The following is a 19,898-nucleotide window of genomic DNA, read 5'->3' on the forward strand; positions in this document are numbered from 1 at the left end:
TTCCCTGATAGCTCAGTTGGTAGAGCACTCGACTGTTAATCGAGTTGTCACAGGTTCGAGTCCTGTTCGGGGAGCCATCTGGAGAGGTGTCCGAGTTTGGCCGAAGGAGCACGATTGGAAATCGTGTAGGCGCCACAAGCGTCTCGAGGGTTCGAATCCCTCTCTCTCCGTAGCGTTACCTCCCTGTATAGGGATGAGAACCCTCAGTGGTTCGTAGAACAGCATTGATAGTAGCATGGCCCGTTGGTCAAGGGGTTAAGACACCTCCCTTTCACGGAGGTAACAGGGGTTCGAATCCCCTACGGGTCATAAGATGGAGGCTTAGCTCAGCTGGGAGAGCATCTGCCTTACAAGCAGAGGGTCGGGGGTTCGATCCCCTCAGCCTCCACCATAAATTCTCTTATGTGGAATTAATAATTATTACTGACGCGGGGTGGAGCAGCCCGGTAGCTCGTCGGGCTCATAACCCGAAGGCCGCAGGTTCAAATCCTGCCCCCGCAATACATCCCCAAAAAGTGAAGAAATGCTTTGTAGCATATTCCGATTACTTTTCGGGGACCCCAAAATCTTTATCCTGGAACCGTGGTGTAGTTGGCCTAACATGCCTGCCTGTCACGCAGGAGATCGCGGGTTCGAATCCCGTCGGTTCCGCCATTGATTTAATTGGTATGAAGGTAATAGGAATTGAGCATCCTATATCTCGAAGTATAGAGTACCCATCCGATTCCGTAGCATTTGCTAATTATTATTGTTGGGGATTAGCCAAGCGGTAAGGCAACGGACTTTGACTCCGTCATGCATAGGTTCAAATCCTATATCCCCAGCCATTTTACTTTAATGTTTGAGAGCCATTAGCTCAGTTGGTAGAGCACCTGACTTTTAATCAGGGTGTCGAAGGTTCGAGTCCTTCATGGCTCACCATTCCTTACAAAGCGTGCGCGTGTGGCGGAATGGCAGACGCACCAGACTTAGGATCTGGCGTTTCACGACGTGGGGGTTCAAGTCCCTTCACGCGCACCATGTTTATGCGGACGTGGCTCAGCGGTAGAGCATCGCCTTGCCAAGGCGAGGGTCGCGGGTTCGATTCCCGTCGTCCGCTCCATATAGATTGTGCGCCCTTAGCTCAGCTGGATAGAGCGTTTGACTACGAATCAAAAGGTCAGGAGTTCGAATCTCTTAGGGCGCGCCATTTATTTTTACAGGCAACACGAACCACTGTATTACGGGATGTAGCTCAGCTTGGTAGAGCACCTGGTTTGGGACCAGGGGGTCGCATGTTCAAATCGTGTCATCCCGATTCTATATTTTGCGGGTGTAGTTCAATGGTAGAACTTTAGCCTTCCAAGCTAATAGCGTGGGTTCGATTCCCATCACCCGCTTACGAAACAGAGCAAGGGCTGTGGATTATCCGCAGCTCTTGTTTCTTATTGCTCACCAACAACACGCCTGTAATCTGCAGGGGTGTTTTTTTGCCGTCCAGAAGTGTGTTAAATGACAGCTGACAGGGGCCTAAGTCTGTTATGGTATACTTACAAAATTATCCTCACTACTACAGGTAATCAAGGAGCACAGCAATGACAGACAAAGTAATAAGGATTTTTAAAATCATCAACGCCATTCAATCTAACCCAGGCATTACAGCAGCAGATTTAGCGTTCCGATGCGATGTGAACATCAGGACGATTTATAGGGATCTGGATGTCATCAGCCATTTTGCACCGGTTGCGAATGAAGGCAGGGGCACGGGGTACAGGTTTCTGGGGACGTTTTTTCAATATCCGCTTGATTTCTCCGAACAGGAAGCCCTTGCTTTTTCACTCCTGCCTTCGGTGCTGCATGAAGACAAAGTCCCTCCGGGCTTCCATACCGCCTATGATAAAGTGATGGGAACACATCTCAAGGAGAAATCTAAACTAAACGGTGTGCTTGAAAATATTGCAAATATCATCCAGATGGGGACGCCTGCGTATCGTAAGGAAAGCCGTAATTTTCTCCAGCCGATTATAGGAGCTATCCTGGAGCAGCAGAGCATCCGGACGGTCTATCACTCACAGGCGCGTAATACCACAACTGAACGTGAAATCGATCCTTATTATCTGATTCCGCGGGACCAGCGCTTTTATCTGATCGGGTATTGTCATCTGAAGCAGGATATCCGCACCTTCCGCATTAGCCGGTTTCAGCAGGTTGAGGCTACGGGTATCACCTTTGACAAAAGCAGCTTCAACATCAAGCATTATCTCAAAAACACATGGTCCATTGACCGCGGCAGCAAAAATATCAGGTTTAAGGTACGCTTTTCCCCTGATGTGGCACGATATATCAGAGAGGAGGAGCTGTTCGTGCATCCGCGGATGAGCGATCAGAAGGACGGCAGCCTGCTGTTTGAGGTGACCGTCAATAACGCCAAGGAATTCATGAAATGGATTCTGCAGTATGGCCCGGAGGCGGAGATTCTGGAGCCGGCATCGGCCAGACTGGAAATGAAGCTGAAGCTGGAGCGGTGGATCAAGATGTATCAGTAGAAAAAAAGCACAACTGCCCGAAGCAAATAGAGTACGGGAAGTTGTGCCACAGCATAACGTATTATTTTATGAAAATGGATTACTCAGCCTGGGCGGCATCCGCCCAAGCAGGCAATCCGAGTCCGGCAGCAACACGCTGCCCGAATTCAGGATCAGCCTTGTAGAAATGGCCGATCTGACGGATTTTGATCTCATCGTATTCTACCGGTGTCATGGCGCCAACGATGTTCTCCACAAGGCGGGCACGCTCCTCTTCACTCAGCAGACGGTACAGGTCACCGGCTTGGGTGTAATGATCATTATGATCGTAAGCGACACTGTCGGCCTGGCCGGAAACCTGGAACGGGGCCGGCTTATCCTGCGGAGATTCCTTGGCTCCGCCAAAGCTGTTGGGTTCATAGTAGACGGAACCGCCGCCGTTGCGGGTCGAGTTCATGGCACCGTCACGCTGGTTGTTGTTCACCTCGGCCACAGGACGGTTAATCGGCAGCTGATTGTGATTAGCCCCTACCCGGTAACGGTGGGCATCGGCGTAAGCGAACAGGCGGCCCTGCAGCATTTTGTCAGGGGAGGCTTCAATGCCGGGCACGAACGACCCCGGGGAGAAGGTAGCCTGCTCAACCTCCGCAAAATAGTTCTCCGGGTTACGGTTCAGCACCATCCGGCCAACCTCGATCAGCGGGTAATCCTTCTGTGACCAGACCTTGGTTACGTCAAAAGGATCGAACCGGTACGTATCCGCATCCTCCTCTGGCATAATCTGCACACACAGTCTCCATGCCGGGAAATCCCCTTTGTCAATCGCATTAAACAAGTCCTCTGTATGGTAATCCGGATTCTCACCCGCCAGCTGTGCCGCCAGTTTGACATCCAGATTTTTGACACCCTGCTCTGTTTTAAAATGATATTTCACCCACACAGCCTTGCCCTCAGCATTAACCCACTTAAAGGTATGGCTTCCGAACCCGTGCATATGACGGAGCGTTGCGGGAATGCCGCGGTCGGACATCAGGATAGTAACCTGATGCAGTGATTCAGGCGACAGAGACCAGAAATCCCACACCGCGTTCGGATTTTTCAGGTGAGTCTGCGGATGACGCTTCTGCGTATGAATGAAGTCCGGGAACTTAATGGCATCGCGGATGAAGAAGACCGGCGTATTGTTGCCGACAAGATCATAATTGCCTTCCTCTGTATAAAATTTAACGGCAAAACCGCGCGGATCACGGACCGTATCAGCAGAACCGAGCTCACCGGCTACAGTCGAGAAGCGGATGAACATAGGCGTACGCTTGCCTACTTCAGACAAAAAGGCGGCCTTGGTATATTGGGACAAATCCTGTGTAACCTCAAAGTATCCATGAGCACCCGCTCCCTTGGCATGGACAACCCGTTCAGGAACACGCTCTCTGTTAAAATGGGCCAGCTTCTCCAGCAGATGAACGTCCTGCAGCAAAGTAGGTCCTCGTGAGCCTGCTGTCATTGAATTCTGGTTGTCTCCGACGGGGGCGCCCCAGCTTGTGGTTAGTTTGTTGTTGCTTTGACTCATGAATACAATCACCTCGGTATAGGATTTGAATTTAGAATTAGTATAAGTTCTATATTAACAAAAATTTTAAAGAAATCAATCCTTTTTTATAATTATTATAATTAACAATATGCGGAAAGTAGAACGGGTATAAGCTGTTACGATCTGACAGTTAAGGTATTGGATAAGATTAGTTAAGGTGCCGGAGGAAAAAGTGGAGATGATGAGGGAGGCTGATTTACGCGGTTTTCGGTAACGAAAATGGGTCAGGTAATAAACAGTATGTATTAGAATGGGCATCAAGAGAGCGCCGCGCTGCAACAGCTGGCCCGTCTGCAGCGCTTCCGTGCTCCCCTCGCCATTATAACAACTGATTGAGCCTGCTTTCAGGCTCTTCACCATTTTCTACACGTTTTATATTGCTTACAAAGAAATCATACCGTTTTTTATGAAATTTTCGACCATCGGGCATTCCTGCTGTATGGGGAGTGAGTATCACATTACCCAGATTCCGCAGCTCACTGTCGATAGGAAGCGGTTCAGATTCAAAGACATCCAGGCATGCGCCAGAAATATCGCCGTTTTTTAATGCATCAATCAAGTCTCTTTCGTTGACTATCCCGCCGCGGGCTGTATTGATAAAAAGAGCGGTGTTCTTCATTTTCTTGAATGTCGTTTTGTTGATCAGCTGCTTAGTCTGCTGATTCAAGGGTAAGTGTACACTGACTATGTCCGATGTGCTTACAAGCGTATCGAAATCACTCATTTTCACAAAAGAATCAGATTGTACAGCGGGATTTCTCGCATAAGCCAGCACATTCATATCAAAAACACTGCAAAATGCCGCTACTTTTTTTCCGATAGCACCCAAACCGATAATCCCAACCGTTTTGCCCTCTAATTCACTCCCTGTATAGTTCAGTTGATTTTCATTCATCCTGTTTTTCATGAAGGTATCAAGAAACGGTATGTTTTTATAATATGACAATATCAGTGCCATGACGTGCTCAGCCACTGCCTGTGCATTCACTCCTGCAGCATTGGCCACCCAAATACCGAGCTCAGTGCAGGCTGGGACATCTACGTTATCAAATCCTGCACCCGTCTGTACCAGTTTTAAATTTTTTGCGATAGAAAGCAGGCGGTGATCCACTTTAATATGCTCGGGAATGATAACCTGACAATCTTTAATATGATGCAGCATTTCTTCTCCGGGCGGGACAATTACAACATTCCATTCTTGCGGAAAGTATCTTGCTATATTTGATTTTGAGATCTCGTTAAAATAGCCAACGATGAGAATCTTCATTGTTAAACCCCTTTCATTGCTGTTTGACCTTCTTCAGGTTTTCAATTGACCCCTCGTCTTTGTTAATGATAATTTTAAACATGAAGAATATGGTTGTAAAACTCAAAACAGGCTAGCGGTTCGCAGTTAAGTTAAGTCTGGCCAATTATGGGCCTGCAAACTGACGTATAAAAACTTTATTTTCCTAGTCTAATCCTCAAAAAAAGCCCCCATCCGCGAGAAGCAGACAGAGGCTTGATGTTATTCCAATATCGTGGAGTAGAGGAGAAGCTGACAGGCTACTCCTTGATGTACATTTTGCTGTAATACTCATCCAGCATCCGTTTGGTTGCGAACTCGGTGCGGGTGGTTTCGATACTCTTGCGCATCATTTCCACCCATTTCTCACGGTTTTCGTAGAAGGTTGGCAGTACGCGGTTCAGCAGGGTATCGTACAGCGCGTCGCTGTCATGCTTGTCGAGCACGGCAAAATCCGTTGTCTCGAAGCCTTCACCGATCTGCCAGCCGTTCTCGCCGTCGATGCAGGCTTCCGGCCACCAGCCGTCGAGAATGGAGCAGTTCAGCACGCCGTTCATCGCAGCCTTCATGCCGGAGGTGCCGCTGGCTTCCAGCGGACGGCGCGGATTGTTGAGCCAGATGTCGGAGCCGCGGGTCAGCTGTGCGCCGATGGTCATATCGTAGTTTTCCAGGAAGACTACGCTCTTCGGATACTTTTTCATCATGGCGACGAGGTTGCTGACGATTTTTTTGCCATTGTCATCCAGCGGATGGGCTTTGCCGGAGAAGACGATCTGGATTTTGCCGTCCTGCAGGTAAGGCTCAATGATATCAGGCTGGGAAAAAATCAGGTCACTGCGCTTGTATGGAGCAGCCCGGCGGGAGAAGCCGATCAGCAGGTTCTCAGGATTCAGGGCGATACCGGAGCGCTCTTCAATGAAGCCGATCAGCTCGTTCTTGATCTCCTTGTGCGCAGCCCACAGGTCGCCGCCTTCCTCGTAGGTGCGTGTGATCCGTTCGTCCACCCAGGTAGGTGTGTGAATTGCATTAGTGATGCCGATGATTTCCGATCTGCCGGCGACTTCCTTCCACATTTTGTTGGCTGTATCCGCATGCAGCTGGGCCACACCATTGGAGATGCGGGACAGACGCAGGCCGGCCACGGTCATATTGAACGGCTCGCCGCCGATCCGCTCCATCTGTGCTCGCGTCAGGCCGTTAAAAGCGCCCATGTACTCGAGACGGTCCAGCGGGTGGGTTTCGTTGCCCTCTTTTATCGGAGTATGGGTAGTAAATACCACCTCTTCGCGCGTAGCCTTCCAGGCTTCCTCAAAGGTGCTGCCTCCGGACATCTTCTCGCGGATCAGCTCGATGGCAGCAAGGGCCGCATGGCCTTCATTAAAATGATAGACGTCGATTGGAATTTCCAGCGCACGCATTGCTTTTACCCCGCCAATCCCGAGCACAATCTCCTGGGCAATCCGTTCTTCGCCGAACCAGCCGTACAGCTGGCCGGTAATCCAGGCGTCACCGTTCTCCGGAATGTCCGTATCGAGCAGATAGAGGGGGTTATTGCCGAACTTGTCTGTTTTCCAGACTTTGCAGACCACATCCACTTTTCTCACCTTTACGGTGACCTTAACGCCTGTATCTTCAAGAAAATCATAAACATAATTGTGGTAGGAGTCATAGGGATTGCCGTTCGCATCAATCTTCTGGTCGGTATAGCCCTGCTTCCATTTCAGCCCGATCGGGATGATGGGGGCACCGATGTCCTTTGCACCTTTGATGTAATCTCCAGCAAGAATGCCTAAGCCGCCGGCGTACATTTTGAAGTCGGAATGCAGGCCATACTCCATGCTGAAATAAGCGACAGACGGTAATTTGTTCTGGTTCACTTGATAAGCCTCCTAAATACGAATTGGATTATAATCAGGTGCTGCTGCAGGCTACATCTAAGGTGCAAACGTTTGCTCAAAACGGCAAAAACTTCCCTGGAAGCGATTGCACACTTATTCTAGCACATTTGCTGAAAAAAAGCACAGCGAAGTTTGAAAAACAATTTTGCCTGGAAAAAGGGCACAAATGTAGCAGGCTGAAATTATGCACGCAGTAGGTATCCTTGGCTAGTGCCGAGGGAGTATGGCAGTTTCGGGACTGAGCTGAACTTCCCAAATCTTCATTTTTGTTTATCAGACGGAGGATGGCGGCCGAAATAAAGGATGAAGCATAACACAACATAGGGGGAACTGAGCACATGAAAAAAATCCTAAGTATTCTGGCAAGCTGTGTTTTGGCGGTAAGCATGATGTCGGGAGCAGCGCTGGCAAAATCTGAAAACGGTAACGGAAAGGGTAACGGCAACGGTAACGGTAACAGCAATAAAGAAGCAGCTGCACCTGCAGCGAACCCTACATCTGGCAATGCGAAAGAAAAGGACAAAGAGAAGGGCAATGACAAAGGCAATGACAAAGGCAATGAAAAGGGTAAGGAAAGCGTTACTTCGGTCACTTATGATACATATGGAAACAAGGGCCACAATGGATATAAGGGGCTTCTGAATGCGATCGAAAACGTGAAGGACAAGCCGGCAGGGGCTGTTATTGCGGGACTCTTGCTGACTAAATATAACACGGAGCTGACACCGCAAATGAAAGCTGAGCTGGAAGCCATTCAGGATAAGGATGCCGCGCTGACAGCATTGGCGGAAATGCTGAAGCAGCAGGGAAGTGTAACGGATGCTGTGTATGTACAGAAGGAAGCTATTCTGGCCAATGTCAAGAATCTCAACTCGTACAGAAAGCTTGGCGAGCTCTATGCACAAACCGGTCAAAAAGGGATCAAGCTGTATGTTAACGGCGAAGAATCCGCCACAGAGGTTGCTCCGGTTCTCAAAGCAGGAAATACATTAGTACCGTTCAAAGCGATTGCGGAGGCCCTGCAGGCCGAGGTGATCTGGAATGCGAAGGAACGTTCTGTCACCATGACCCGGGAAGGCACTACCGTGAAGCTGTTTATCGATAAGAAGACTGCGTATGTCAACGGTCAGGAGGTCATTCTCCAGGTAACACCTGCAATCGTTAAGGGCACTACCGTGGTGCCAGCCCGCTTTGTCAGTGAAGCCTTGAAAGCTACCGTTAAATGGGAGCCGGTATCCCAATCTGTAGTCATCTACGAAGAGTAGGGTTTTGCGGTAGAGACTGGCCAACGGGAAAATAATATACATTGTAAATTCGCTAAGGCACGGCAGATCCTGTCGTGTCTTTTGATGTTTGATTAAACCGGGGAAATCCGAGTAAGATAGAAAGTAACTATTAAGGATGGTGAAAAAATTGGGAATCGTAATAATCGGCAGTCTGAATATGGATATGGTGGTGCGCACAAGCCGGGCTCCTGAGGCCGGAGAGACCTTGTTTGGACAAGCCTTTGCCTTATCTCCCGGGGGAAAAGGGGCGAATCAGGCGGCAGCCGCAGCCCGTCTGGGCGCAGAAGTGACGATGATCGGCAGAGTGGGCAAGGATGGATTCGGCCGTGAGCTGCTTGAGGTAATGCGGCAAGAGGGGGTCCATACTGATTATATTGGGCAGAGTGAGACACAGGCTACAGGTGTGGCTTCCATCGTGGTGGACGAGGAAGGAGAGAACCGGATTATCGTGGTGCCCGGGGCGAATCTCGAAATGGGCCGGGAGGATATCGCAGCGCTGGAACCGGTTATCCGCCAGGCGGAAATGGTGGTGATGCAGCTGGAAACAGACCTCTCCATGTGTGAACAGGCAGCGTCTATGGCTCATAGCCATGGCATTCCGGTAATTCTGAACCCGGCCCCGGCCCGCGTGCTTACTGATGAATTGCTGCAGCATGTGGCTTATCTGACCCCCAATGAAACGGAGGCGGGCATCCTGGCGGGAATGGCCGTGAACAGCATCGCGGATGCCGAGCAGGCCGCACGGCTTCTGCTGCAAAAAGGTGTAGAGAATATTATCGTCACGCTCGGCTCCAAAGGGGCACTGATTGTGAATCATGCCGGAAGCCGGCACATTCCGGGGTTTCCTGTGCAAGCTGTCGACACGGTAGCTGCGGGGGATTCTTTTAACGGGGCGCTGGCCTATCAGCTGACCTCCGGAAAGACGCTTACCGAGGCCGTCCGTTTCGCCAATGCGGTCGGGGCTCTGGCGGTAGGCAAGCAGGGGGCAATTCCATCCCTGCCGCAGCTGGCGGAGGTTGAACAGTTCCTCAAGGAGTCGGCTAGACCCTAAGGTTAATAAGCATATTCAGATACATAAGGAGCTGAGCATGGTGAGCGGCACTGTAACGGTTAAAGAGGTAACGCTAGGCGAGGGAATGCCTAAAATCTGTGTACCGCTGGTTAGCGGGACCCTGGCTGAGCTGGAAAAAGAGGCCGGGGCGCTGAGGGCTCTCGCGCCGGATGTAGTGGAGTGGCGGAGCGATTTCTTTGCTGAAGTGGAAGATATCACGGCGGTTATAGCAGCACTGGAGCGGATTCAGGCCATTCTGCCGGACCTTCCGCTGATCTTCACCTTCCGCAGCGCCAGAGAGGGCGGAGAGAAGGAGATTTCCACGGACTATTATATTCAGCTGAATAAGGCTGCCGCCCAGAGCGGCCTGGTCGATATTATTGATGTGGAGCTGTTCAACGAGGAGAATACCGTTCGTGATTTGATTGCGGCTGCGCACGCTAGCGGAGTATTCGTAATCCTGTCCAATCATGATTTTCAGGGAACGCCGTCCGAAGAGGAGATTGTATCCCGGCTGTGCAGGGCGCAGGAGCTGGGCGGCGATCTGCCGAAGATTGCCGTTATGCCGGGGAGTCCGGGGGATGTGCTGACGCTGCTGGCGGCAACCAATAGGATGCAGGAGCAATATGCGGACCGTCCGATTATTACAATGTCCATGGCCGGGGAAGGGGTAATAAGCCGCCTGGCCGGGGAAATCTTCGGCTCGGCGCTGACCTTTGGTGCAGCGCACAAGCCCTCCGCTCCGGGCCAGGTGGCGGTAACCGAGCTGCGCAGTGTGCTGGAGCTGCTGCACCGCAGTCTATGATCCGCGGGCATTGAAGAAATCAGCTGATTATAGACAGCTCCGTCAGTTGGAGCTGTCTTTATGCTGATCCTGCACCGTTATTCCCCGTGAATGAAAGACGTCTTTAGCCACAAAGGTTGCATTCAGCACACGCGGAAATCCGGAATAGGGCGCGCAGAGCAGGATGGCTTCCACGATTTGCTCGGGAGTGAGTCCTACATTAAGCGCGGCATTGATGTGAACGTTAAGCTGTGGCTCGCAGCCGCCCAGAGCGGTGAGCGAGGAGATCGTGATAAGCTGGCGCTGCCGCAAATCCAGCCCTTCGCGGGTGTAAATATCGCCAAAGGCAAACTCGATAATGAATTGCCCCAGATCGGGAGAGATGTCTTCAGCGATTCAATGACTTTGGCTCCCCCGGTGCCATCCACCTCCATCAGCTTCTCCCATCCGCGTTCGTATCGTTCGACAGTCATAAGTTAGCCCTCCATTTGAGTGAATTATTGTTTCTGATCCAAGCGTACAGTTTAGAGCGCGCTCTAATGCAACTGTTTATTTGTTGTGGTAAAATGCAGCCATGGACAAGCTGCTTACGATTCAGGAAATGTCCCGCTTAACGGGACTCTCCGCACATACTTTGCGTTATTACGAGAAAGAAGGAATGCTGGAGGGCGTGGCGCGGAGTGAACAGGGATACCGTGTTTATTCAGAGGCAGATGTATCATGGGTACAATTTCTGGTGATCCTGCGGGAGCTGGATATTCCGATCCGCGAGATGAAGCGATATTCCAGTCTGCGCAGCCAAGGACCTTCTACTGTGCATGAGCGCAGGCTTATGCTGGAAGCCCACCAGCTCAGGGTTGAGCAGCAGATGCTTAAGCTCGGCGAGAATCTGGAGAAGATTGCTGGCAAAATTCAGTACTACAAGGAGATGGAGGAAGACATCGAAATCGGCTTACGCCGGAAAAGGAGGCAGAAATGCCCATGACGGAATCCATTCTGGTTGTTGAGGATGAGGAGAAAATCGCCCGCCTGCTGCAGATTGAGCTGGAATGCGAGGGGTATCAGGTATCCATCGCCGGCAGCGGCCCCGGCGGGCTTGAAATGTACCAGGAGCAGCAGCCCGGGCTCTTGCTTCTGGATGTGATGCTGCCCGGCTTCAGCGGAATTGAGCTGCTGCGGCGCATCCGGGCCAGTGATGCCCATACTCCAGTTCTGCTGCTGACCGCCAAAAGCTCGGTTGAAGATAAGGTCTCCGGGCTTGACCTGGGCGCAAACGATTATATTACAAAGCCTTTCCAGATCGAGGAGGTGCTGGCACGTGTACGGGCTGCACTTAGACTGGCGGCAAGCCGCAGGACAGCGGAAACAGACAGGGAGCCGGACTCCTGGCTGCGGGCAGAGGATCTGGAGCTGAACGAGGCCACCCGTGAGGTGATCCGCGCAGGCCGGAGCATTGAGCTGACTCCGCGGGAGTTCGACCTGCTCGTATACCTGCTGAAGAACAAGCGCCAGGTACTGAACAGGGAGCAGATCATGTCCGCCGTCTGGGGCTATGATTATTACGGTGACACCAATGTGGTGGATGTCTATATCCGCTATGTCCGTAAAAAGATTGCCCTGGATAACGGGAGTGAGCTTATCCATACGGTACGGGGCATCGGTTATGTGCTGAAGGATAATCCATGAAGCTGCGCAGCAAAATCTACCTTTATTCCAACGTGCTGTTCGCCGTGCTTCTGATCATTATGAATCTGTTTATCTATGCGGTGTTCAGCCGGCTGCTGACCGAGAATGAGCTGGAGCAGGCCGGGGCAGAGACAGCCAAAATCGCCGCCGATATGCGCAGGGCCGCCGGGGAGGTGCCTCCGGCCGAGCTTCTCCGCGCTTATGTCCCGGTTGAGGGAATGCTCCGGCTGCTGGCCGAAGGCGGGGGCGGACCGGCGCCTGTAACCTCGGCCTCGGAACAGGAGCTTAGCCGGCTGAAGCCTGCGTACCATCAGGAGAGGCAGACCCGTATGCTCAGCTTGGACGGGCGTTCCTATGCCTTCGTATCCGTTCCGGTCATCTGGATCGACGGGACGGTAATGAATGTGCAGATGACGAAAAGTCTGGAGAGCACGATGAGTACGCTAAGGGTGCTCAGGATTGTGCTTGCCGGAGCGACTGCATTTGCGCTGATTCCGCTGCTGCTCTCCAGCCGGCTGCTGTCCGGGCTGATTATGCGGCCGATTGTCCTGATGACCGCCACGATGCGGGAGATCAAGGACAGCGGGAAATTCCGGCGGCTGACGCTGCAGGATGATGCCAAGGATGAACTGGTGGAGATGGGACATACCTTCAACGGGATGATTGCCCTTCTGGAGAGCAATTATCTCAAGCAGGAGAAGTTTGTGTCCGATGCCTCGCATGAGCTGCGCACACCGCTTACTGTCATCGAGAGCTATGCCAGTCTGTTGAAGCGCAGAGGACTCGCTCATCCGGAGCTGTTCAATGAATCGGTCGAGGCGATCCATTCCGAGGCAGTCCGGATGAAGGAGCTGACAGAGCAGCTGCTGCTGCTGGCAAAGCATCAGGAGCAGTGGGTACTCTCCATGAAGCTTATGGATCTGGGGGAGCTGGCCCGGGCTTCGGCCAAAGCTTTTTACAAAGCGTATGGAAGGGATGTTCTTGTCCGCTCGCAGGGGACAGTCCAGGGATACACTGATGAAGCCAAGCTGCGGCAGCTGCTGTTTATTTTTCTGGATAATGCCCGTAAATACAGTGATGAAGCTATCACCATCAGTCTTGAGGCTGCCGGCCGCGAGAGCATTATCGTCATTACCGACCGCGGGATCGGTATCTCTCCGGACGAGCTGCCCAGAATATTTGACCGCTTTTACCGGGTGGATACGGCAAGAAGCCGTCAGGGCGGCGGGGCAGGCCTCGGCCTGTCGCTCGCTGCCGAGATAGCCGGGGCAATCGGTGCGGAGCTGTCCATGGACAGTACACCCGGCCGGGGGACCTCGGTCACCATCCGGATTGCCGCTGAGAGCAGGGGAAGAACATGAGCAGACCGAGAATACACCTGAACATTCCATACAAAACAATACTGATCGCCGCTGCCGTCCTCCTGCTGGCAATAGCCTGCCTATGGTTTTTCCGGAAAGAAACAGGCCCGCTGCTCAGCAGGGAGGCTGCAGAGCAGGCACTGCTGGAGGAGTACCCTGGGACGATCCAGCAGCTAAGCGAGCGAGCCGGCAATTACGCAGCCAAGCTGCAGACAGCTCAGGGACTGTACGAGGTTAAGCTGGACGGTGCTACCGGCGAGATCATATCCATTGTGCTGCTGCAGGCGGTTCCTGCGCCTGGACCTACGCCGGAAGTCCAGCCAAGTCCCGATGCTTCAGGAGCTCCAGTGGTCTCAGCCTCACCGCCGGCAGGAGCAGCTTCGGCAACTCCTCCCGCGCCCTCAACATCCCCGCCGCAGCGGGTAGTGTCCGAGGCCGAGGCTGTAAAGCTGGCCTTGCAGGAGGTACCGGGGGAGGCAGATGACGTGGATACCGGAATCAATGAAGACGGGGCCTTTTACCTGGTGGAGATTTCAACGCCTGATGACCGCGAGGCGGTAGTACAGGTTGATGCGATATCGGGTAATATCCGTTCGGTTACCTGGGAAGAGCCGGATGATGATCATGAATGAGCAAGAAATGAAGTGTTTTCTCATCGATTTCTAATCTTGCTGCCGCTGTCCTCTCATGTTGAAGCCTTATATTAAATACATGAGCAGGCCAGATTAAAACCAGGAGGGGGAAAAAGATGAAGAAACAATTACTCAGCAGTGTAGCAGCAGCGGCGATCATTCTCGGGGGGACTTACGGCATCAATGAAATCCGGAGCGGAACAGCAGAAGCGGCATCAGCGGTCCAGCAGACTCAGAGCAAAACGCTGATCGGTGTGGCCAAAGCGGAAGAGATTGCCCTGAAGGCGGCACCGGGTCAGGTGGAGAGCATTGATCTGGAGAAGAAGCTAAGCGGTACTTATTACGACATCGATATTCAGCAGAAAAACCAGGAGATCGATGTAAGAGTCGATGCTTATACCGGTAAAGTTCTGAGTGTGCGCAAAGAAACCGACAACAATGACGATGATGATCACTATACGTCCTCATCCGCAGCATCAGGTGCGGCGCTGATCACTGCAGCCAAGGCGGCAGAGGCGGCAACAGCCAAAGTCGCGGGAAAGGTAACGGATGTAGACCTTGACCGGGATGACGGAACGGCTGTCTATGAGGTGGAAATCAGAAACGGACGGACATCGACGGAAGTCGGCGTTGATGCCTATACAGGCAAGGTACTGTACACGGATGTAGATTCCGATGATGACGATAACGATGGTTATGATGATTAAAATCAGAAAGAGAGGCAGCCGGAAACCGGCTGCCTTTTTCATGTGCTTTTTTATATAACTTGACTGCGTCCGCTCTACAGTAATCCTACTGCTTCGCTCCCGTATAGACATGCACGGCATCCCGCAGAAAGGCGGCCATACCGGGACGGCGCTTGTCGTAATAAGCGGTGAAGCGCTCATCATCGACATACATTTGCGCCAATCCGGCATGGGCTTCCTTCGTATAGGTATCCCAGGAGAAGCCGAGCCACTGGCGGTGCAGGTCGGCAGCCTTTTGCGCCAGCTCACTTGCTGAATCGCCTTCCTCCATCGCCTGCTCAAGTGCGGCAAAGATGTCCTCCTCCAGCTGCCGGCAGGCGGCATACTGCTCCTCCGTCATATTTCTCAGCCTGGAGTTCGACTTCTCGACGGCCTCCTCACCGTATTTCCCGCGGATCTCCTGTCCGTATTGCTGCTCGTTATCCTCAATCAGCTTCTGCTTAAAGCCTGCAAATTTCTCTTCATTGCTCATGGTTATTCTCCCTTCGGACTGGGCCAGTGTCTGCTCGACGTTTGCGATCAGCTCATCCAGCTGTTTCCGCCGCTGAAGCAGCTGCTCATGGTGTTCCCGCAAGGCCCGGGCGCCGTCAAAGGACGGGGAGGTCACGATGTCCCGGATTGCCTCCAGTGTAAGGCCAAGCTCGCGGTAAAAAAGAATCTGCTGCAGTAGATTGACCTCCGCCTGGCCGTAAATGCGGTATCCCGAGGAATTGATTCTCGCCGGCTTGAGAAGACCAAATTCATCGTAATACCGCAATGTCCGCGGACTGATGCCCGCCAGCGCCCCCAGCTTCTGCACGGTATATTCCATGTACGCCACCTCCTTGGTTCATTCACCGGATGATCGTGCCTTACGTCTGTAAGCTCCTGCTTACAAAAACAACTCTACACCTTGACGTTACGGCAATGTCAAACGCTAATTTTAGCGTAACCGGAGAGCAAAGCAGTCATACAAAAAGCGGCAATCTCCCACAGGAAGCCCTTATGGAAAATTGCCGCAGCCGCAGATAGCCTTATTATTTTTTGCCGAGCTGGGCTGTAAAGTACGCCTGCAGCTCCGCGACCTTCCGCGGATCAGCCAAAGCGCCCTCGCCCTTGAAGTAATGCTCGGCTACCAGCTCCCAGGTAGGAACGATTTTTTGGGCGGTCATCGCTTTGATGGCGATTTTGACCGTTTTGCGTTCTCTGGCGTTGGAGAAGGTATCCACAAAATGCTGGGACCGTGAGAAGTCCAGCTCTTCAAATACCGCACGGAAAATTTCCGCCGTCATCCGCGCATCGTCGAGAGCCCGGTGGGCGGAGCCGGAAGGCTCAAGGCCGAGCAGCGCCATCGCACCTTCTACGCTGATATCGTTGGTAAGTCCGCGGGCGCGCAGCAGCCCTTTCAGCAGATCAAAATAAGTGGCCTCCATCCAGTAGGACTCGTCCATTTTGTGCATACGCACGTCCTGGATGATCCGCTTCATGTCCTCGCCGCCCCAGGTCAGCAGCAGCACACCGTCAGGACTCTGATCAAGCCAGCTCCGGAAAGCGGTGATGACTTTGGGGAACCGGGAGGCGACGTCGATGTCCTCCTGCGGGATGCCGGTTTTTTTCTTAATGAACGAATTGAGGGTAGAGAAATATATAGGCTTGATTAAGGCCGTGAACTCATCCTTAAACTGCAGGGAAGCGTCTAACCGGACGGCTCCAATCTCAATGACCTCCATAGGATGCTCGCTGGCAAATTTGCGGCCGTTGAATTCGATGTCCAGAATAATATAATCCACAGGTGATGCCTCCGTTTTCATTGACTGGCGCTTGTAAAGAAAAGAATGCGCCGACCTTTCTATTTTAGCAAAAAATGCAGATAAAAGGGAGAACCGCGTGGAACCCCCGCCGTGCAGGCAAAAAAAGGGGCTAGCGGTTTGCTCCTAGAGTCATGGAGGCAGGGGGAAGTACATCTTTGCAGGAGAATTTTGAGCAGCTGGAGCATTCTTTCGGTTTCTTAGGATTTCTGGGAATTAATGGTGTAAAATGGGTAATAATTTGGGATGCTCTGTTTATTAGAGCGGAACGTTATAGACGGAGGAGGGGGAATACTTCATGCGGCTGTATGTAACTGTGAAAAGTGGAGGCAAACGCAAGCCGGTGCTGGGACGCCGTGAATTGATTCTTGCTCAGACTCCGGGCAACCTGGAGGAACTGATTACTGCCGTTGTGGCTACACAGATGAAGGAACTTACTGATAAGCAGGGGCGCGGCGAGCTGATTCACTTTTTGACGGGTGGTGCCATTAACAATCAGCGGGGCAGCGGTAAAACCGGCTTCGGAACGGTCTATAACGACAATCTGCCTGAGCTGGGGAAAGCGTTGGAAGCTGCGCTGCTGGGATTTGAGGACGGGCTGTATAAGGTGTTTGTACGTGGGGAAGCATGTCAGCGGCTGCAGGAGCCTCTGGTACTGAATGATGGGGACGAGCTCGTATTCATCCGGTTCCCGATGCAGGCGGGAAGTCTATGGTAAAGGGCGAGGCTGAATAATGGAATTCATGAATCCGGATATTGTATGATTACGCATATGAAAGGAAGCCTTGCGTGATCTTTATCTTCATATGTAAAAAAACGCGCAAAAAGCAGGAATATGGCCTCAATAGAACGAAATTTATTAGCCGGGGAGAGAGGTTGATGGAATGAAGAAAAAAGCGGCTGTCTATTTGCAGTCTTTACAAAATGCATACTCTTCTATTTGCGGATTGATGATGGTAGTAACAAATCAAGAGGATGATCGCTTAACGCAGCCTTCTGGATTATCTGAAGAATTTGGTGATGTGTTAAAGTTCGCAGGCAATAGCCTGAAGAATGCAATACCTAATATTCTAACAAAAGTTAAGGACATACAAAAGCCGATTGTATATGAAACCTCTTCAGGATTCAAACTCCTGATTGCTCCTGTAGTAACCAAGCAATTTAGGCCTTATTTTATTCTTGCGGGGATCCTGGTAGATGAAAACACTAAAGAATGGGTTGAGGGCATGGTGTATCAATCCAAACCACTTGAGGAACATAAATTATGGGAGCGCTTTCTTTGTGGTGCGCGTGTCTTTACGGCAGAACACATTAAACGCATTCTTAATCAGATGGAAGAATTGGCCGAGATTATGGGGATGGTTCTGGAGCGGGAACAGGATGAGGATCATTATGCGTATAAACTGCAATTGATGAATCTTGTCCGTTTGATGGATTCTACCAGTCCAACATGGCTCCAGGGTGTACTAACTATTTTTAACCGTGTGATGGGACTTGAATTTACAGGTTATGCCGCTAATGATTTAGACGGGGAGCTATTCCGTGTTACCGAAACGGTGGGTTTGAACGAAGACAATGCAATGCTTGGAGCTTCATTTTATCCGGGAGAAGGTTACCTCGGTCAGGTGGGGCTTACCAAACAAATGGGGTATTGGGAGAAGTCAGACCGGGATCCCAGAGCCTCTTTCTTCACGATGAGGGGAATAAAACCAAAGGTAATCATCTGCTACCCGATCAAATATGATAATCAGTTATTCGGGGTCCTGTTTGGCGGGAGTTCAATACTGCCGGAGATTTCTGAACAACTTGCGGATATGGGGATGCTGGTAGCTAATCAGATATCTTCTGCACTGTATGCCTTGAATAATGAGATCATAACTGAGCGGCGGCGGATACGGATCGGGATCTTTCAGGAGCTGGCTCAGGATGCTGTGGTGATCAAGGAGCTGGACACCTTTCTGCAAATACTGGTGAAATCCATACATCAACAAATTGACAGTACCTTTCTGTGCCTTCTGCTATATCAACAAAGGGGCGGAGGGATGGACATATATACCCCTTTTAAAGACCAGGCAGATGGTTATTCAGCATACGCCGCCAATGTGGAGGCAACTTATTTTGCGGATGACAGGCCTGGTGTTGCCATGCTTCGCAGACCTATAAAGAGGCAATGGGAGGGCAGGAGCCTGCTGGAATTCCCTATAGCTTTGGAGCATAGACTTTTGGGTGTAATAGCTGTACATTTTGAGAATGAACGGAAGATGAAGGAAAGCACTATGTTTTTAAATGCCATCCATTTCCTGGTCATAACTAAAATGCAATTGGAGACGGTCACCGTTCCCTTAACCCAGACAGCTATATTTAATCTTCTCCATGATAATCTGCTAATCTGGAATCCTGAAGCCTACAACAAGAGTGCCAAAGCCAAAGAGCTAACGGTTGGATTTCTCCGGGAATTGAACCGTCCAAATGATGAGGTAGAACTGATAGGCAATGCTAGTGTTCTTACTGAATATGATCCTGCACTGCTAACCAAATATTTCGGTGAGACCCCTCTTGTTATTGTATTGCGTCAATATCAGTCCTGCAGGGAGGGACGGAGCGACAAGGAGAGAACGGGTATAGAGCCCTATGAGTTTTTGGGTACAGTCTTGCTTATCATGGTTTGGTACTTGGAGAAAGGGGGAAGGGATTGGAAGGTAACTCTTCCGGTTCCCGTCAAAGAGTCCATATTGCGGCCCGCTGAACTTTATCTGAGCTCCCTGGCACCGGGGGCAAGGGAGCCCCGGCTGGAAATCAGGGTTCAACTGACGGCCAGAGAAGAAGAGATATTAGCCCACGTTATGCATGGATTAAACAATAAGGAAATCGCCGAAAAGCTGTTTATCAGTGCGCATACTGTTAAAAATCACATTACTAAGATTTATGAAAAACTTGGAGTCAGCGGCCGTGTTCAAGCCATCTCCCAAATGTATCAAGGTCCCTCACCAGAACCTGCCCCGAAGAGGCAGTCTCCAAAGTAGATTTTTAAGTGGAGGGGATAGTGCTCTTTATTCTTACTGCCACAATAAATGAGAACAGCAGCGATTTTCCCGTAACTGGAGAATCGCTGTTGTTCTTTTTTTGTTCCGTTTCGGCTACGGGAAAGTTCAACTATAGGAATCAGTTCCTATATGAGCTATGTGAGCTATAGGAAGCTTTTAGTAATAAACGGGAATTAGCGGGGATAGGCACAAAGACCTTAAAATACGATAATTTAAGAGAAATATTTCACAATAACTTGTTTG

The 19,898-nt window shown here is 51.1% G+C and carries 16 protein-coding genes, 13 tRNA genes and 1 pseudogene; 24 read left to right on the plus strand and 6 right to left on the minus strand.

Going from position 1 to position 19,898, the window contains the following annotated elements; genetic code table 11:
- Window position 1 precedes the first annotated feature (1 nt).
- From BLR64_RS24790 to BLR64_RS24855, 14 genes are all read left to right on the plus strand, one after another.
- Window positions 2-77 (plus strand) — tRNA-Asn (locus BLR64_RS24790).
- A gap of 3 nt (window positions 78-80) precedes the next feature.
- Window positions 81-170 (plus strand) — tRNA-Ser (locus BLR64_RS24795).
- Window positions 171-237: 67 nt separating this feature from the next.
- Window positions 238-309 (plus strand) — tRNA-Glu (locus BLR64_RS24800).
- 6 nt (window positions 310-315) lie between these two features.
- A tRNA-Val gene (locus BLR64_RS24805) sits at window positions 316-391 on the plus strand.
- 36 nt (window positions 392-427) lie between these two features.
- A tRNA-Met gene (locus BLR64_RS24810) sits at window positions 428-501 on the plus strand.
- 75 nt (window positions 502-576) lie between these two features.
- A tRNA-Asp gene (locus tag BLR64_RS24815) sits at window positions 577-654 on the plus strand.
- 98 nt (window positions 655-752) lie between these two features.
- Window positions 753-827: transfer RNA gene (locus BLR64_RS24820), tRNA-Gln, on the plus strand.
- Window positions 828-845: 18 nt separating this feature from the next.
- A tRNA-Lys gene (locus BLR64_RS24825) sits at window positions 846-921 on the plus strand.
- Window positions 922-936: 15 nt separating this feature from the next.
- A tRNA-Leu gene (locus BLR64_RS24830) sits at window positions 937-1,020 on the plus strand.
- A gap of 7 nt (window positions 1,021-1,027) precedes the next feature.
- A tRNA-Gly gene (locus BLR64_RS24835) sits at window positions 1,028-1,102 on the plus strand.
- A 10-nt stretch (window positions 1,103-1,112) separates the two neighbouring features.
- Window positions 1,113-1,189 (plus strand) — tRNA-Arg (locus BLR64_RS24840).
- A gap of 34 nt (window positions 1,190-1,223) precedes the next feature.
- Window positions 1,224-1,297 (plus strand) — tRNA-Pro (locus BLR64_RS24845).
- 11 nt (window positions 1,298-1,308) lie between these two features.
- A tRNA-Gly gene (locus tag BLR64_RS24850) sits at window positions 1,309-1,379 on the plus strand.
- A 195-nt stretch (window positions 1,380-1,574) separates the two neighbouring features.
- Entirely contained in the window at window positions 1,575-2,525 is a 951-nt protein-coding gene (locus BLR64_RS24855) for a helix-turn-helix transcriptional regulator (protein ID WP_090718744.1), read from the plus strand.
- Window positions 2,526-2,604: 79 nt separating this feature from the next.
- On the opposite strand, the gene katA is transcribed toward BLR64_RS24855, so the two are convergent.
- From katA to glgP, 3 genes are all read right to left on the minus strand, one after another.
- Complete coding sequence (katA, locus tag BLR64_RS24860; protein WP_090718746.1) at window positions 2,605-4,074, minus strand: catalase KatA; 1,470 nt, start codon at window positions 4,072-4,074, stop codon at window positions 2,605-2,607.
- Window positions 4,075-4,414: 340 nt separating this feature from the next.
- Window positions 4,415-5,362, minus strand: a complete 948-nt coding sequence (locus BLR64_RS24865; RefSeq protein ID WP_090718748.1) for an NAD(P)-dependent oxidoreductase — start codon at window positions 5,360-5,362, stop codon at window positions 4,415-4,417.
- 278 nt (window positions 5,363-5,640) lie between these two features.
- Window positions 5,641-7,257, minus strand: coding sequence for an alpha-glucan family phosphorylase (gene glgP, locus BLR64_RS24870; protein WP_090718751.1), 1,617 nt, complete (start codon window positions 7,255-7,257; stop codon window positions 5,641-5,643).
- Between the two features lie 359 nt (window positions 7,258-7,616).
- On the opposite strand from glgP, the gene BLR64_RS24875 reads away from it, so the two are divergent.
- The 3 genes from BLR64_RS24875 to aroD all read left to right on the plus strand — a co-directional run bounded on the left by BLR64_RS24875 (window position 7,617) and on the right by aroD (window position 10,420).
- A complete protein-coding gene (locus BLR64_RS24875; protein ID WP_090718752.1) occupies window positions 7,617-8,543 on the plus strand; it encodes a copper amine oxidase N-terminal domain-containing protein in 927 nt (308 codons plus the stop codon).
- A 139-nt stretch (window positions 8,544-8,682) separates the two neighbouring features.
- The gene (gene rbsK / locus BLR64_RS24880) at window positions 8,683-9,615 is read left to right on the plus strand and encodes a ribokinase (RefSeq protein WP_244157846.1); all 933 of its coding nucleotides are present in this window, start codon (window positions 8,683-8,685) and stop codon (window positions 9,613-9,615) included.
- 37 nt (window positions 9,616-9,652) lie between these two features.
- Window positions 9,653-10,420, plus strand: coding sequence for a type I 3-dehydroquinate dehydratase (gene aroD / locus BLR64_RS24885; RefSeq protein ID WP_415841230.1), 768 nt, complete (start codon window positions 9,653-9,655; stop codon window positions 10,418-10,420).
- A 42-nt stretch (window positions 10,421-10,462) separates the two neighbouring features.
- Here the strand turns inward: aroD and BLR64_RS24890 are convergent.
- Window positions 10,463-10,872, minus strand: a pseudogene (locus tag BLR64_RS24890) (carboxymuconolactone decarboxylase family protein).
- A 101-nt stretch (window positions 10,873-10,973) separates the two neighbouring features.
- Here BLR64_RS24890 and BLR64_RS24895 point away from each other — a divergent pair.
- From BLR64_RS24895 to BLR64_RS24915, 5 genes are all read left to right on the plus strand, one after another.
- Entirely contained in the window at window positions 10,974-11,384 is a 411-nt protein-coding gene (locus BLR64_RS24895; RefSeq protein WP_244157845.1) for a MerR family transcriptional regulator, read from the plus strand.
- Complete coding sequence (locus BLR64_RS24900; RefSeq protein ID WP_090718756.1) at window positions 11,381-12,085, plus strand: response regulator transcription factor; 705 nt, start codon at window positions 11,381-11,383, stop codon at window positions 12,083-12,085. Before BLR64_RS24895 ends, BLR64_RS24900 begins: the two co-directional genes overlap by 4 nt.
- On the plus strand, window positions 12,082-13,446 hold the full coding sequence (locus BLR64_RS24905) for a sensor histidine kinase (RefSeq protein ID WP_090718758.1): 1,365 nt from the start codon (window positions 12,082-12,084) through the stop codon (window positions 13,444-13,446). The genes BLR64_RS24900 and BLR64_RS24905 overlap by 4 nt, the downstream gene beginning before the upstream one ends.
- Window positions 13,443-14,078 (plus strand): PepSY domain-containing protein, encoded by a 636-nt coding sequence (locus BLR64_RS24910; RefSeq protein ID WP_090718759.1) that lies wholly within the window; start codon window positions 13,443-13,445, stop codon window positions 14,076-14,078. The genes BLR64_RS24905 and BLR64_RS24910 overlap by 4 nt, the downstream gene beginning before the upstream one ends.
- Before the next feature lie 116 nt (window positions 14,079-14,194).
- On the plus strand, window positions 14,195-14,785 hold the full coding sequence (locus BLR64_RS24915; RefSeq protein WP_090718761.1) for a PepSY domain-containing protein: 591 nt from the start codon (window positions 14,195-14,197) through the stop codon (window positions 14,783-14,785).
- Window positions 14,786-14,870: 85 nt separating this feature from the next.
- Here BLR64_RS24915 and BLR64_RS24920 read toward each other — a convergent pair whose 3' ends face one another.
- Both BLR64_RS24920 and BLR64_RS24925 read right to left on the minus strand, forming a co-directional pair.
- Window positions 14,871-15,635: a MerR family transcriptional regulator gene (locus BLR64_RS24920; RefSeq protein WP_090718764.1), complete on the minus strand. Its 765-nt coding sequence runs from the start codon at window positions 15,633-15,635 to the stop codon at window positions 14,871-14,873.
- Between the two features lie 205 nt (window positions 15,636-15,840).
- A complete protein-coding gene (locus BLR64_RS24925; protein ID WP_090718766.1) occupies window positions 15,841-16,593 on the minus strand; it encodes a 3'-5' exonuclease in 753 nt (250 codons plus the stop codon).
- A 316-nt stretch (window positions 16,594-16,909) separates the two neighbouring features.
- Between BLR64_RS24925 and BLR64_RS24930 the strand changes: the two genes are divergently transcribed.
- Window positions 16,910-17,329, plus strand: a complete 420-nt coding sequence (locus tag BLR64_RS24930) for a hypothetical protein (protein WP_090718768.1) — start codon at window positions 16,910-16,912, stop codon at window positions 17,327-17,329.
- A gap of 166 nt (window positions 17,330-17,495) precedes the next feature.
- Window positions 17,496-19,634, plus strand: a complete 2,139-nt coding sequence (locus BLR64_RS30935; RefSeq protein WP_090718770.1) for a LuxR C-terminal-related transcriptional regulator — start codon at window positions 17,496-17,498, stop codon at window positions 19,632-19,634.
- Window positions 19,635-19,898 lie beyond the last annotated feature (264 nt).

Origin of the sequence: Paenibacillus typhae (assembly GCF_900099765.1) — a bacterium.
In the GTDB taxonomy this organism is placed as follows: Bacteria; Bacillota; Bacilli; order Paenibacillales; family Paenibacillaceae; genus Paenibacillus_AQ; species Paenibacillus_AQ typhae.